At 74.5% G+C, this 13567-nt stretch carries 16 protein-coding genes and 1 pseudogene; 8 read left to right on the forward strand and 9 right to left on the reverse strand.

What is annotated here, in order from left to right:
- Positions 1-86 precede the first annotated feature (86 nt).
- Both JKP76_RS14920 and JKP76_RS14925 read right to left on the reverse strand, forming a co-directional pair.
- Complete coding sequence (locus JKP76_RS14920) at positions 87-791, reverse strand: thymidine kinase (RefSeq protein WP_309229700.1); 705 nt, start codon at positions 789-791, stop codon at positions 87-89.
- A complete protein-coding gene (locus JKP76_RS14925; protein ID WP_200491723.1) occupies positions 788-1564 on the reverse strand; it encodes a glycerophosphodiester phosphodiesterase in 777 nt (258 codons plus the stop codon). The genes JKP76_RS14920 and JKP76_RS14925 overlap by 4 nt, the downstream gene beginning before the upstream one ends.
- A 164-nt stretch (positions 1565-1728) precedes the next feature.
- On the opposite strand from JKP76_RS14925, the gene JKP76_RS14930 reads away from it, so the two are divergent.
- Positions 1729-2130 (forward strand): hypothetical protein, encoded by a 402-nt coding sequence (locus JKP76_RS14930; protein ID WP_242471961.1) that lies wholly within the window; start codon positions 1729-1731, stop codon positions 2128-2130.
- Positions 2131-2179: 49 nt separating this feature from the next.
- On the opposite strand, the gene JKP76_RS14935 is transcribed toward JKP76_RS14930, so the two are convergent.
- Positions 2180-2407, reverse strand: coding sequence for a hypothetical protein (locus tag JKP76_RS14935; RefSeq protein WP_200491724.1), 228 nt, complete (start codon positions 2405-2407; stop codon positions 2180-2182).
- 498 nt (positions 2408-2905) lie between these two features.
- Here JKP76_RS14935 and JKP76_RS14940 point away from each other — a divergent pair, with 498 nt between their 5' ends.
- The 4 genes from JKP76_RS14940 (at position 2906) to JKP76_RS14955 (ending at position 5131) form a co-directional block, all read left to right on the forward strand.
- Positions 2906-3514 (forward strand): hypothetical protein, encoded by a 609-nt coding sequence (locus JKP76_RS14940; protein ID WP_200491725.1) that lies wholly within the window; start codon positions 2906-2908, stop codon positions 3512-3514.
- Between the two features lie 85 nt (positions 3515-3599).
- The gene (locus JKP76_RS14945) at positions 3600-3962 is read left to right on the forward strand and encodes a VOC family protein (RefSeq protein WP_200491726.1); all 363 of its coding nucleotides are present in this window, start codon (positions 3600-3602) and stop codon (positions 3960-3962) included.
- A 50-nt stretch (positions 3963-4012) separates the two neighbouring features.
- Entirely contained in the window at positions 4013-4204 is a 192-nt protein-coding gene (locus tag JKP76_RS14950) for a hypothetical protein (protein WP_200491727.1), read from the forward strand.
- 204 nt (positions 4205-4408) lie between these two features.
- Complete coding sequence (locus JKP76_RS14955) at positions 4409-5131, forward strand: M50 family metallopeptidase (RefSeq protein WP_200491728.1); 723 nt, start codon at positions 4409-4411, stop codon at positions 5129-5131.
- Between the two features lie 4 nt (positions 5132-5135).
- Here the strand turns inward: JKP76_RS14955 and JKP76_RS14960 are convergent, their stop codons facing one another.
- Entirely contained in the window at positions 5136-7535 is a 2400-nt protein-coding gene (locus tag JKP76_RS14960; RefSeq protein ID WP_200491729.1) for a glycoside hydrolase family 65 protein, read from the reverse strand.
- Complete coding sequence (locus JKP76_RS14965; RefSeq protein ID WP_309229699.1) at positions 7532-8275, reverse strand: beta-phosphoglucomutase family hydrolase; 744 nt, start codon at positions 8273-8275, stop codon at positions 7532-7534. The genes JKP76_RS14960 and JKP76_RS14965 overlap by 4 nt, the downstream gene beginning before the upstream one ends.
- 173 nt (positions 8276-8448) lie before the next feature.
- Here JKP76_RS14965 and JKP76_RS14970 point away from each other — a divergent pair, with 173 nt between their 5' ends.
- A complete protein-coding gene (locus JKP76_RS14970) occupies positions 8449-8994 on the forward strand; it encodes a YbhB/YbcL family Raf kinase inhibitor-like protein (protein ID WP_200491730.1) in 546 nt (181 codons plus the stop codon).
- Positions 8995-9037: 43 nt separating this feature from the next.
- Here the strand turns inward: JKP76_RS14970 and JKP76_RS14975 are convergent, their stop codons facing one another.
- Entirely contained in the window at positions 9038-9559 is a 522-nt protein-coding gene (locus tag JKP76_RS14975) for a GNAT family N-acetyltransferase (protein WP_309233001.1), read from the reverse strand.
- A 413-nt stretch (positions 9560-9972) separates the two neighbouring features.
- Here JKP76_RS14975 and coaA point away from each other — a divergent pair, with 413 nt between their 5' ends.
- Together coaA and JKP76_RS21295 are read left to right on the forward strand one after the other, a co-directional pair.
- A complete protein-coding gene (gene coaA / locus JKP76_RS14980) occupies positions 9973-10926 on the forward strand; it encodes a type I pantothenate kinase (RefSeq protein ID WP_200491731.1) in 954 nt (317 codons plus the stop codon).
- A gap of 189 nt (positions 10927-11115) precedes the next feature.
- Positions 11116-11301: pseudogene (locus JKP76_RS21295) on the forward strand (DUF5999 family protein); the annotation flags it as partial.
- On the opposite strand, the gene JKP76_RS14985 reads toward JKP76_RS21295, so the two are convergent.
- The 3 genes from JKP76_RS14985 to JKP76_RS24170 all read right to left on the reverse strand — a co-directional run bounded on the left by JKP76_RS14985 (position 11291) and on the right by JKP76_RS24170 (position 13375).
- Positions 11291-12052 carry a bifunctional 2-polyprenyl-6-hydroxyphenol methylase/3-demethylubiquinol 3-O-methyltransferase UbiG gene (locus JKP76_RS14985; protein ID WP_200491732.1) on the reverse strand — a complete coding sequence of 254 codons (762 nt, stop codon included), beginning with the start codon at positions 12050-12052 and terminating at the stop codon, positions 11291-11293. The pseudogene JKP76_RS21295 and the gene JKP76_RS14985 sit on opposite strands and share 11 nt — an antisense overlap.
- Entirely contained in the window at positions 12049-12636 is a 588-nt protein-coding gene (locus tag JKP76_RS14990) for a DinB family protein (protein WP_200491733.1), read from the reverse strand. Before JKP76_RS14990 ends, JKP76_RS14985 begins: the two co-directional genes overlap by 4 nt.
- A gap of 64 nt (positions 12637-12700) precedes the next feature.
- On the reverse strand, positions 12701-13375 hold the full coding sequence (locus tag JKP76_RS24170; RefSeq protein WP_375335667.1) for a hypothetical protein: 675 nt from the start codon (positions 13373-13375) through the stop codon (positions 12701-12703).
- Between the last annotated feature and the right edge of the window lie 192 nt (positions 13376-13567).

The following is a 13567-nucleotide window of genomic DNA, read 5'->3' on the forward strand; positions in this document are numbered from 1 at the left end:
AAGAGATTCCGCGGAATCAGTTGCTCATCATCGCATGGGGGGAGGTCCGGGGCCCCCGCCACCCCTCGGGCGGGTGAGCAGGTCGCTCAGGGGAGCGCGAGCTGCCCCGGGCCGGCTGCCGTGGGCCCCAGCTGGCCCAGCACGTGGTGCCGCCGGCAGAGCACCTGGTAGCGGACGGCCGGCTCCTCCCCGGGCAGTTCCGCGGGTGCGGTGTCGGCCACGACGACGGTCTCGCCGGCCCGCACCATGACCCCGTCCACGACGCGGGCGTTGAGCAGCCCGGGCAGGCCGCACCAGCACAGCACCTCGACCTGGACCCGCTGGACGTCGTCCGCGACCTCGAGCAGCCGCTGGGTGCCCGCGAACAGCCGGGTGCGGAAGTCGGTGGTCAGGCCGAACGCGTAGACGTCGACGTGGAACCGGTCGACCAGTTCGGCCAGCTGGTCCACCTGCTCGTGGGTGAGGAACTGGGCCTCGTCGACGATGAGGTAGTCGACCCGGTCGCCGGCCGCCCACCGGTCCCGGACCAGCAGGCGCAGGTCGGTCGCCGCGTCGATCTCGATCGCCGGGCGGCACAGGCCCACCCGCGAGCTGATCTGCGGCGCCGCCGAACGGTCACCCTGGGTCACCAGCAGGCCGTGCCGGCCCTGACGGCTCTGGTTGTGGTCGACCTGGAGCGCCAGGGTCGACTTGCCGCAGTCCATCGGGCCGTGGAAGAAGCGCAGGTGCGCCGGCGCCGGATGCCTGCGGCGGTCACCGGACGCCGGGACGGCGGACGGCGCGGAGGTCACGGGGAGACCCACTGACCGCGCTCCTCCAGGACCTCGCGCAGCATCGCGGGCCGGTCGGTCATGATCCCGTCCACGCCCAGGTCGAGCATCGCCCGCGCCTCGTCGGGGTCGTCGACCGTCCACACGTGCACCTGCAGGCCGCGGGCGTGCGCGGCGGCCAGGAAGCGCTCGTCGACCAGCGCGCGGCCGCCCAGCTGCAGCGGCACCTGGGCGCAACCGGCCTGGATGCGCACGAGCCCGGCGGCCCGGGGGGAGTAGGAGGACAACCGCAGCGCGGCCACGCCGCGCGGGCCCAGCGACGTGCAGACCGCGGGTCCGAACAGCCGCCGCGCTGCGGCGATGCGAGCGTCGGAGAACGACCCCAGGCAGATGCGGTCGGCGACGCCCATCTTGTGCACCAGCCGCACGAGCGGCGCGAGGACGCCGGCGGCCTTGATGTCGAGGTTGAACTTGACGTCCGGCCAGGCGCCCAGGAGGTCCTCGAGCCGCATGATCGGCTCCCGACCACCGATGCGGGCGTCCGCGAGCTCCGACCAGGGCAGCGCGTCCACCCGGCCGGTCCGGTCGGTGACCCGCTCGAGCGTGGCGTCGTGGAAGGCGACCAGCGTGCCGTCCGCGGTGATCTGGACGTCGGTCTCGAGGTACCTGTAGCCGAGGTCCACGCAGGCCTGGAAGGCCGGCAGCGTGTTCTCGAGGTGCTCGATGGCACCGCCGCGGTGGGCCATGGCGAGAGGGGTCGGCGCGTCGAGGTAGGCGAACCGCGCGGGGAGCACAGCGACACGCTAGTCAGCCCGGGCGCACCCCGCTCCCGCCACCCTTCCGCCGCGTGTCCGCCGACCTGCGCAGGAGCGCTGGTCAGCGCCGTCGTCGGGCCGATCGGGGTGTCCCTGGCGTGTTCACCGGTTCCCGCCGGCCGCGGCGTCTACCGTGCCGACACGTGGCACAGCACGCGACCGGCACGGTGACGCACCCCCCGATCTCCCCCGCGCCCAACCGGGGGAGCGACGAGGCGCGCCGGTGCGGCTGGTGCCGCCGGGTGCTGCCCGAGCAGGGGTCGGTGGGGCGCCCGCGGCTCTACTGCGGTCAGGCGTGCCGGCAGCGGGCCTACGAGCAGCGCTCCGCCGCCGCGAAGGCCGGGCTCCCGGCCGACGTCGTCCTGGTGTCGCGGAGCGAGCTCGACGGGCTGCAGGACCGGCTGTACCAGCTGCGCTGCGCCCTCGAGGACGTCCAGACGCTGCTGGCGGAGAAGCCGACGAAGGCCGAGCTCGAGCGCTCGCTCGCCGACCTCGTGCACTCGACCGGCCGGCTGGACCGGCTCTGGGTCACCGAGCGCAGCTGACCGCCGGGCACCTGACGCGGTCCGTCGAGCGCCCGGCGGTACGGGGTGGTCAGTCGGGGTCGGTCGTGTCGTCGTCCCCGTCCTCGGGGTCCGAGTTGTTCGGCAGGTTGCCCTGGTCGTCGCTGCCCGGATCGCTGCCGTCGCGGTTGTTGCTGTCGTCGTCGGTCGTCCCGTCGTTCTGATCCGTTCCGGAGGCCGAGCACGCGGTCATCGTGGCCCCACCACCGAAGATCGCCAGAGCGGCCAGGAGAGCGGCGAGCGGTCGTCGGATCTGCATGTCCCGACCCTACGAACACCTGGTGCGGAGCGCCCGTCGAAGCCGTCCGGAACGGCCTGCTTTCGTCACTGTTACGCAATGCGGGCGGTCTGGCTGCTCAGGGGAGCCGTGCCCGACGGGGCGCCTGGAGCGGATGAGCGACCCATGATCGACTTTCATGATCACGTTGCACAAGATCAACTCGCAGGGGAGTCGGCCACAGGATCGGGGCTCGTCGCGCTGATGAACCCGCGCCGTCGGGCGCCGGCAGGCGTGTCGACGCCGACGCCGGCGAGAGCCATTGCGCAGCCGCGGGAGCCGACGCACGCAGCGGCTGTCGCGGCTGCGCGGTGGCTCCGGCGGGACGAAAGAACAGGTGTGCATCCGGGCCAGGTCATCCGGCGCATCCAGCCCCTCTCGCCCCGCCCATCCCGTGCGCCGATAATGCACATTATGTCAACTCACATGGGTCGGGCAGCCCCCTGGGCACTCCACGCCCCGGTGGGCGACGATGACCGCATGCCGCGCTCCTGGACCCACGTCGGCCGCTGCTGGAGCAACGGCGAACCGTTCCTCGCCCTCGACGGCGATCTGCTGCCCGGCTGGTCCGGGCAGGCCGACGGCGACTACGAGCGGCTCGTCCCCGATCTCGACTATGAGCTGACCAGCATCGCGGTCGGCTCCGGGCGGGCCGCTCTCGTGCTGACCGACGCGGAGGTCGGCGACGAGGGCTGGCTCGAGGTGTTCCGGGCCGACGACGACGCCGTCGCCGTCCTCCAGGTGTCGGCCGACGACTACCCGGCGGCCCTGACGGCCGCACTGGCCCACCCCGAGGACGACGGCGACCCGGGCGACCACGTTCCGGTGCCGAGCGGCCGCCTCGCCTTCATCAGCGCCGCGCTGGACGGCGCCGGCCCGGACGCCGCTCCCCTGCGTCCGGAGGCACCCCGCCCGCTCCCCGAGTCGGACGACTACGACGAGCGCCAGGACGACGCTGGTGGTCCACTGCTGCGCGCGACCGCTCACGGCTACCGGATCTGGGTGCGGTGGATGACCCCGCTCGACGGGGATGCCGTCTTCGCCCGCTGGCTGCTCGTCCCCGCGTCGGGCGACATTCCGTCACAGTGACGGATGCCGGCCCCTCCGAGCGCCGATGAGTTCCCCGCGCCGCCACCGTCCCTGATGGAGACACCCGCGATCCCCTGGAGGTCCCGTGCTCGAGACCGTGCGGCCGATCCTGGTCACCGCCGACATCGCCCGGTTGGAGCGCTTCTACACCCGGCTGTTCGACGCCGAGGTGCTCGAGCGGTACCCCGACGACGGGCCGCTGTTCTACCTCGGGCTGCGCGTCGGCGACTCCCCGCTGGGGCTGTCCGCGGACTCCGACGTCTCCCCCGGCGCGCCCGGGCGGATCCTGCTCAGCATCGAGGTACCCGACGTCGAGGCCGCGCTGGCCCGTGTCGCGGGCCTCGGCGGCGACGCCGGCTCCGGGGCGACCGACATGTCCTGGGGACAGCGGGTGGCCCACGTGCGGGACCCCGACGGCAACGCGCTGAACCTCACGCAGCAGCTTTGACCTCCGGCCCGCCGGGTAGCGGCTCCGGGACGACGACGCCAGGAGGTCCCGTGACCGAGCACCGCCCCGACACCGACGAGCGCCCCGAGCCGGGTGGCTCCCCCACGCACGGGCAGCACGACCTGATCCGCAAGCCGGTCACCCCCGGTACGGACGACGGCGACACCGCAGCCGTCCCGGGCGCCTACGAGGCCGACGACACCGAGCGCGAGCGGGGCAAGACGGTCAAGCCCGGCAACTGAGCGCTACCGGCGACGCCCGGCTGCTGCCAGCCAGGAGGCGATGCCCGCCCTGACACTGTCGGACACCCATGGCCCGCTGGTCGCGCCGTGGGCCAGGACGAGGCGCTCGCCCCGCCGGGCTGATCCCGCCCCCGGTCCCCGCCCGGAGGGGCTCCGCGACGGTCACGCCCGCAGTCTGCCCGACCGCGCCCCGTTCCCAGGTGGATGCGGTTGACTCCTGGCGTGGAGGCGGCGGGGCGGATCTGGGACCGGGTCACCGCCCCCTCGCCGGACCTCTCCCCCGGCGTGCTGCTCGCGCTCGCGGGGGTCGCCGCCCTCCTGGTGCTGGTGACGCCGCTGTGGCGGCTCACCCGGCACGCGGTGACGATCGCGCACGAGGGCGCGCACGGTGTGGTGGCGCTCGCCGTCGGCCGGCGGCTGGCCGGTATCCGGCTGCACTCCGACACCTCGGGCCTGACGGTCTCCTCCGGGCGGCCGACCGGCCTCGGCATGGTGCTGACCTGCGCCGCCGGTTACACCGGCCCGGCCCTGTTCGGGCTGGGCGCGGCCGCGCTGCTCGCCGCCGGGCACGCGGTGGCGCTGCTGTGGGGGCTGCTGGCCCTCCTGGCGCTGCTGCTCGTGCAGATCCGCAACTGGTACGGCCTGTGGTCGGTGCTGGTGGGCGGGGGGATGGTCCTGGCCGCGACGTGGTGGCTGCCGCCGGAGGGCCAGGCCGCGTTCGCCGCGCTGACGACCTGGTTCCTGCTGCTGGCCGCACCGCGTGCCGTCCTCGAGCTGCAGACCGCGCGACGGCGTCGCCGGGCACCGGACTCCGACGCCGATCAGCTGGCCCGGCTCACCCGCATCCCCGGCCTGGTCTGGGTCGGGGTCTTCCTGGTCGTCGACGTCGGTGCGCTGCTGCTCGGGGGCAGCTGGCTGCTCGCCTGAGCCGTCAGTGGAGGTCGCCGGCCGAGCGGTGCTCGATCGGCGGCGTGCCCGGGCGCGTCCGCCGGCGCGGCTCGCAGCCCTTCGGCTGGGTCACCGGCTCCACTGCCGGCGGCGGCGGGATGTCCAGCGCCAGGTCGGCGTGGTCGACGACCACCTGCCGGCCGTGGTGCCGGATCTCCAGCGGGTCGCCGTCGACCAGCCGGTAGGTCGCCCTCGTGGGCGTCACCGAGACGACCAGCTTCCGGCCTCGGTAGACCACGCGGAAGCGCAAGCGGGTGAGCCGGCTCGGCAGCCGCGGGGCGAAAGTCAGGTGCCCGTCGTGGTCGCGCATCCCGCCGAAGCCGGCCACGGCCACCGTCCAGCCGCCGGCCAGCGAGGCGATGTGCAGCCCGTGCCCGGAGTTGTGGTGCAGGTTCTGCAGATCGGTCAGCGCGGCCTCGGCCCAGTAGTCGTAGGCCAGGTCCAGGTGCCCGGTCTCGGCGGCGACGACGCCCTGCTGGCTGGCCGACAGCGAGGAGTCCCGCGTCGTCCGCGCCTCGTAGTAGGCGAAGTCGGCGATCTTCTCCTCGAGGGTGAACGCGTCCCCGCGCAGGTGCAGCGCCATCACCAGGTCGGCCTGCTTCACCACCTGCTTCCGGTAGATCTCGAAGTAGGGGTAGTGCAGCAGCAGCGGGTAGCGGTCGGCGGGCGTGCGCTCGAAGTCCCACTCCTCGTGGTGGGTGAAGGCGTCGGACTGCATGTGCACCCCGCGCTGGGTGTCGTAGGGCACCGCCATGAGCGCGGCGGCGCGCAGCCACACCTCGACCTCGTCGTCGTCCACCCCGAGCCGGCCGGCGACGTCGGGCTGCCGGCCCACCGCCCGCGCCGCCTCGCGCAGGTTCCGCTGGGCCATCAGGTTGGTGAACACGTTGTTGTCGACGACCGCCGTGTACTCGTCGGGGCCGGTCACCCCGTCGATGCGGAACCCGTGCTCGGTGTCGAAGTGCCCGAGCGAGGCCCACAGCCGCGCCGTCTCGATGAGCAGCTCGGCGCCGAAGTCGCGGTCGAAGTCGTCGTCGTCGGTGGCGTTGAAGTAGCGGACGACGGCGTCGGCGATGTCGGCGTTGATGTGGAAGGCGGCGGTGCCCGCGGGCCAGTACCCCGAGGTCTCCTCGCCGCGGATCGTGCGCCACGGGAAGACCGCGCCGCGCAGCCCGAGCACCCGCGCCCGCTCGCGGGCGAGCTCCAGGATCGAGTGCCGCCAGCGCAACGCGTCCCGGGCCGCCTCCGGAGCGGTGTAGGTCAGCACCGGCAGGACGTAGGTCTCGGTGTCCCAGAAGGTGTGCCCGTCGTAGCCGGGGCCGGTGAGCCCCTTGGCCGGGATCGGCTGGCGCTCACCCCGCAGGCCGGCCTGCAGGACGTGGAACATCCCGACGCGGACGGCCTGCTGCAGCTCGTCGTCGCCCTCGACCTCGACGTCGGCCTCGTCCCAGTGCTGGTCGAGCAGGTCGCGCTGCTCGCGCATCAGCCGGTCGAACCCGGCCAGCTTGGCGGTGGCCAGCGCCGCCTCGACCTGGTCGCGCAGCGCGGCCCCGGAGCGGCGCGAGGACCAGCCGTAGGCGAGGAACTTGACCAGTTTCAGGGAGCCGCCGGGCGGGATGCGCGCGGCGAGGGTGTACCGGGCGAGGTCGCCGTTGGCCAGGATGTCCTCGGTGCTGCTGTCCGGGATCTCCACGACGTGGTCCATCCCGGCCGCCATGCGCAGCCGGCTGCGCGCCGTCTGGTGCACGAGCACCGCCCGGCGCCCGCGGCCCACGGAGAACTCCGGCTGCAGCGGCCGGCTCAGCGACGCCGCCGCGCGCGGGTCGTCGCTCTCGCCGTGCGTCTGCTCGTTGGCCAGCAGGTCCGACTGCAGCGCCACGTACAGGTCGCCGAGGTCGTCGACGACCTCCACCTGGTACTCGATCGCGGCGATCGACCGCCGGGTCAGCGACACCAGCCGCGTGCTGGTGACCCGCACGGTGCGGCCACCCGGAGAGCGCCACTCGGTGCTCCGCCGCAGCACGCCGGCACGCAGGTCGAGGGTGCGGCGGTGCTCGATGATCTGGCCGTAGTTGAGGTCCAGCGGCGAGTCCTTGACCAGCAGCCGGATGAGCTTGCCGTCGGTGACGTTCACGACCGTCTGGCCCTGCTCGGGGTAGCCGTAGCCGGCCTCGGCGTAGGGCAGCGGCCGCTCCTCGTAGAAGCCGTTCAGGTAGGTGCCGGGGACGACGACCGGCTCGCCCTCGTCGAACGAGCCGCGCATGCCGATGTGCCCGTTGGCCAGGGCGAACACCGACTCGTGCACGCCCAGCGACGCGTGGTCCAGCCCCACCTCGGTGAGCGACCACGGCTCGATCGGGAAGGTCGCCCGCCCCTCTGTCATGACGCGCCGCCCAGCAGCTCGGCGAGGTCGGGGACGACGACGTCGGCACCCGCGGCGGCCAGCGCGTCGGCCTGGCCCACCCGGTCGACGCCGACCACGTAGCCGAACTCCCCCGCCCGGCCGGCGGCGACCCCCGACTGCGCGTCCTCGAACACCACCGCCTCCGCCGGGGTCACCCCCAGCGCCCGGGCACCGGCCAGGAAGGTGTCGGGCGCGGGCTTGCCGCGCAGCGAGTCCCGCGCCGCCACCACCCCGTCGATCCGCGCGTCGATCAGGTCGGCGAACCCCGCGGCGGCGATCACCTGCTCGCCGTTGGCCGACGCCGTCACCACCGCTGCGGGCAGCCCGGCCTCCTTGACCGCGCGCAGGTAGCGCACCGAGCCCGGGTAGACCTCCACGCCGTGCTCGTCGAGCTCGCGGAGCACCAGCACGTTCTTGCGGGCGGCGATGCCCTGCACGGTGGCGGCACCGGAGGCGTCCCCGGCCTCCCCCTCGGGCAGCGTGACACCGCGGCTGGCCAGGAAGTCCCGGACGCCGTCGGCCCGCGGCTTGCCGTCCACGTAGCGGTTGTAGTCCTCCTGGTCGAAGGGCCGCGCGTCCGGATCGGTGGACCGCAGGTACTCGTCGAACGTCCGCTTCCAGGCGGCCATGTGCACGGTCGCGGTGCGGGTGAGCACGCCGTCGAGGTCGAAGAGGCAGGCACGGACGGAGTCGGGCAACCCCAGGCCGGTACTAGGCACGGCCGCGACGGTACCGGCGCACGGGCGTCCGCACGCCTCGGACGGGGCGGTGCAGCAACCCGGGGCGGCACCGCCGCGCGGACACCGGCCGGGCTGCCTAGGGTCGCTGGGGGGCCGCACGCGCCGGCTCCCCGCCCGACCTGGGGCGATCCCCCGATCCCGAGGAGCTCGGCATGGCCGACCGGCCCGTTCCGCCCAACCCCTACGACTTCCTGCCGCAGGTGCCCTCGTTCACGGTCACCAGCACCGACATCACCGACGGCGGGACGCTGCCGATGCCCCACGTCAGCGGCGTCATGGGCGCCGGCGGCGAGGACCGCTCCCCCCAGCTCTCCTGGTCCGGCTTCCCCGAGGGCACCCGCAGCTTCGCCGTCACCGTGTACGACCCGGACGCCCCGACCGCCAGCGGGTTCTGGCACTGGGCCGTCGCCAACATCCCCGCCTCGGTCACCGAGCTGCCCTCCGGCGCCGGCAGCAAGGACGCCCCGGCGCTGCCGCAGGGCGCGGTCCAGCTGGCCAACGACGGCGGCTTCGCCGGGTTCGTCGGCGCCGCTCCCCCGGCCGGGCACGGGCCGCACCGCTACTTCGTCGTCGTGCACGCCGTGGACACCGAGACCCTCGACGTGGACGCCGACGCCCGGCCGGCCGTGCTCGGCTTCAACCTGTTCTTCCACACGCTGGCCCGCGCCACGATGGTGGTCACCTACGAGCAGTCCTGACGCAGCGCCGGGGACGCCCGCCCCGCCGGCCTGTCCCGGGGGTTCAGCGGCGCGGCGCCTCGGCGACGCCGACGGTCGCCAGCCACGCGAACCCGATCCGCTCGTAGACCCGGGCGACGTCGTCGTCGCCGGCGGCCAGGAAGACCAGCTCGGCGCTCTCGCGCGCGTGCGCGACCAGCGCCGAGGCGATGCCGGCGCCCAGGCCGCGGCCGCGCAGCCGCGGCGCGGTCGCCAGGCCGACGATCTCGCTGACCACGGCGTCGCCGATGTCGACCGGCTGGTGCAGGCCGACGGCCACCGGCTGGCCGCGCTCGATCGCCACCATCATCACCGTGCGGCCGGTCGCGATCCGCTCGCGCAGCGCGGCGGTCGCCGCCGTGTCCCGCGGGGTGGGGTCGGGCCGGGGAGCCGGCACGTCGGCCGCGCCGCCGGGGTGGGCGAAGGCCACCGCGGAGACCTCCTGGTAGTGCGCCAGCTCCGGGTCGTCGGCGCCGACGACGTAGAGCCGCACGCCGGCCGGGAAGAGCAGCTCGACCGGCTCGTCGGCCACCAGCAGGGGCAGCACGTCGACGTCCAGGCCGGCCGCGGCGGCCGCGGCGCCGACCTCGGTGGGTGCGCTGCGGGATCCACTCGAGCGCGCCGGGCACCCCGGCCGCCTCCTGCAGCGCCACCGCGGCCCGCACGTCGGCGGCGGTCACCGCAGCGGTGGCGCCGAGCCGGGGACGGGCCGGATAGGGCCAGGCCGGGTCCCCGAGGGGGACGTCGAGCGCACCGGCCGCCTCGATCCGCGCGTCCGGGAGCGGCGCGGCGGCGTGGTAGCGCTCGATGCACTCGAGCAGTCCCGGGTGGGCTGGCACAGCCGAACCCTAGACCGGCCGCGGGCCGGTGCCCGGTCCCCGGCGGCTCGCGGGGGTCCGCCCCACCCGCAGGAGTGACCCGCGCGCAGGGGTGCCCGGTGCCGGACGGCACGATGGGGGCGTGACGGCTGGAACTCGTGGCTCCATCTCGCCCTACGCGGTGTTCGACCGCGACTCGTGGCGAGCGCTCGCTGCGGGCTCGCGGCTGCCCCTGGACGAGGCGGACCTCTCCGCGCTCGCCTCGCTGGGTGACCGCATCGACCTCGACGAGGTGGCCACGGTCTACCTGCCGCTGGCCCGGCTGCTCGGGCTGCACGTCGCCGCCAGCCGGCGGCTGTGGGCGGCGCAGAGCGAGTTCCTCGGCGACTCGACCGCGAAGGTGCCGTTCGTGATCGCCGTGGCCGGGAGCGTGGCCGTGGGCAAGAGCACCACCGCCCGCCTCCTGCAGACCCTGCTGGCCGCCAGCCCGGGGTCGCCGCGGGTGGACCTGGTGACGACCGACGGCTTCCTCATGCCCAACGCCATCCTGGAGGCGCGTGGCCTCATGGGGCGCAAGGGCTTCCCGGAGAGCTACGACCGCCGCGCGCTGCTGCGCTTCCTCGCGGATGTGAAGAGCGGCCGCGAGGAGGTCTTCGCGCCGGTCTACGACCACCAGTCCTACGACATCGTGCCGGGCCGGCAGCAGGCCGTGGACCGGCCCGACATCCTGGTCGTCGAGGGGCTGAACGTGCTGCAGGCCGGGCGCCGCTCCGACGGCACCGCGCCCGAGGTCTTCGCCTCGGACTTCTTCGACTTCTCCGTCTACGTCGACGCCTCCGAGGCCGACATCCAGACCTGGTACGTGGAGCGGTTCCTCGCGCTGCGGCGCACGGCGTTCGCCGACACCTCGGCCTTCTTCCACCGGTTCGCCGAGCTCACCGACGATCAGGCGCGCGAGACCGCGCTGGGCATCTGGGCGGCGGTGAATGCGCCGAACCTGCGGGACAACATCGCGCCGACGCGCTCCCGCGCGAGGCTCGTGCTGCAGAAGGCCGCCGACCACTCGGTGCGCCGGATCCTGCTCCGCAAGCTCTGACCTGCCCGCCGCCGCGGCGGCTTGGCAGATGTCCACCACCCGGCGGGGTGACGTGGTGACCTGCGTCACTCCCCTCGTGGGAGCTGCGCGCGCACACTGGTCGGCGTTCGGTGATCGGACAATCACCCTCAGCCATCAGGGCCTCCGCGGCCCGAACGGACGGAACCGCCATGTGCTCCCCACGTCACCCCGTGCCCCGACGTAACCAGCGACGCGCGCGACCTCGCCGCCGTCGTCCGCAGCCACCCCGAGCAGGGCTGGAGCCTGCTGTGCAACGGCGTCGTCCTCTTCGACGACGACGGCGAGCTGCTCCCGGACGGCCGCGCGATCGCCCACCCGCACACCTGGCTGGCACCGGAGCTCGTCAGCGCCTGATCTCCGGCTCACCCCGGTCGGGTCGCCGCGCCAGGAACACCCCCTCGGCGCCCGGCCGGTCCGGCGCGTCCCGCACGTCCTCGACCTCGAGGCCGGCGGCGGTCAGCGAGGCGGCCAGCTCCGCCCGGCCGCGGAACCGCAGCGTCGAGTCCGAGGTGAGGACGGCGCCGTCCGCCTCGAAGCGGAAGGTCCACCGGAAGGACACCAGCAGACCGCGGACGGCGGTGACCGCCACCTCGGTCCGCACCGCTCCCCCGGGGACGTCCACCCGGGCGGCCGAGCGCTCCGGCGTCCACTCCTGCCACGCCCGCCGCTCCGGCCGCCGGCTCTCGAACACGAACCGGCCGCCGGGCCGCAGCGCCGCCCGGACCGCGCGCAGCGCCGCGGCCCACTCCTCGTCGGTCAGGAACACCTGCGCCACGTTGCCGGTCATCGTCACCAGGTCCACCTGGAGGGGCGGGAGCGCCGCCACGCCGCCGTGCACCCAGCGCACCCGGTCGGCGTGCGGCTTGCGCCGGGCGACGTCCAGCGAGGCCCTCGCCGGGTCCAGCCCGACGACGTCGAGACCGCGGGCGGCCAGCGAGCAGGCCAGCTCGCCGGTGCCGCAGCCCACGTCGAGGACCGAGCGGACGCCGAGCTCCTCCACCAACGCCCGGTAGGCGACCAGGTCGGTCCGCGGGCCGTCGAAGGCGTCGTAGAGCTCGGCCAGCCGGGGGTCGGCGAAGACCGGGTCCGCCTCCGGGGCGGTCACCGCCCGCCCGCCTGCCGGGCGACCTCGTCCAGCCGCTCCCGGTGTGCGGCCCACCAGGCCTCGTCGACGTCGGGCAAGTTGTCCCCGACCCCCTGGTTGCCGACCGAACCGTCGAGCAGCTCGCGCACGATGTCGGCGTGGCCGGCGTGCCGGTGCGTCTCGGCAATGACGTGCACGAGCACCCGGTGCAGCGTCACCTCCGGGCGGGACCACCAGGGCACCCGCCCCGTCGCGTCGAGCGGCAGCTCGTCGACGGTGGCGTCGGTGAGCGCCCACGCGCGGCGGTAGCGGGCGAGGACGTCGGCGCGGGTCTCCTCCGGAGTCGCCCACATGTCCCAGTTGGGCTCGCCCTCCTCGGCCATCCACGGCTCGACCCCGGGCGCGGGCCGGCCGAAGACCGGACCGAAGTAGCCCAGCTCCACGAACGCCAGGTGCTTGACCAGCCCGAGCAGGTTGGTCCCGGTCGGTGTCCGCGGACGCCGCAGGTCGTACTCGGACAGCCCCTCCAGCTTGAGGACGAGGACGTCGCGGCCCTCCTGCAGGTAGGTGCGCAGGTCGGCCTTGGCGTCGTCGGCAGCGGTCACGGCCGACACCGTCGCACGCGGGTGCGACGGCGTCGACCGGGTTGCGCCCCTGCCGCTCGGCAGGTCAGGCCTGCGCGCCCACCACGTCGGCCGTCGTCCCGAGGTCGTCGGGTGCCCCGGCGGCGCGGCCCGGCGTCGAGCCGTCCGCGTCCGGCGCGTGCGCGCCGAAGTCGTGCTCGGCGAACGCCTCGATCGGCGGGCAGGCGCAGACCAGATTGCGGTCGCCGTAGGCCTGGTCGATCCGCCGGACCGGGCTGAGGTAGCTGCGCCCCTGCAGGCCGCGCACCGGGTAGATCGCCGTCGTCCGCGGGTAGGGCCGCTCCCACTCCCCCGCCAGCATCGCCAGCGTGTGCGGGGCGTTGCGCAGCGGGTTGTCGGTGGCGTCGTACTCCCCCGTCGCCACCTTCTCGATCTCGCCGCGGATGGTCACCATCGCCTCGACGAACCGGTCCAGCTCCGCCTTGTCCTCGCTCTCGGTCGGCTCGACCATCAGCGTGCCGGCGACCGGGAAGCTCATCGTCGGCGCGTGGAAGCCGAAGTCGATGAGCCGCTTGGCGATGTCGTCGTTGGTGATGCCGGTGGCCTTGGTGAGCGGCCGGATGTCCAGGATGCACTCGTGCGCGACCATGCCGTCCGCACCGGTGTAGAGCACCGGGAAGTGCTCGCGCAGCCGGCTGGCCAGGTAGTTCGCGCCGAGGATGGCGTGCTCGGTGGCGCGGGTCAGCCCGTCGGGGCCCATGAGCCGGACGTAGGCCCACGAGATCGGCAGGATGCCCGCCGACCCGTAGGGCGCGCCGGAGACGGCCGGGCCGCTCGTGCCGGTGTCGACCAGCGGGTGGCCCGGGAGGAACGGCACCAGGTGCTCCGCGACGCCGATCGGGCCGACGCCGGGGCCACCACCGCCGTGCGGGATGCAGAAGGTCTTGTGCAG

It is taken from the genome of Blastococcus sp. TML/C7B (genome assembly GCF_016612845.1).
Lineage (GTDB): Bacteria > Actinomycetota > Actinomycetes > Mycobacteriales > Geodermatophilaceae > Blastococcus.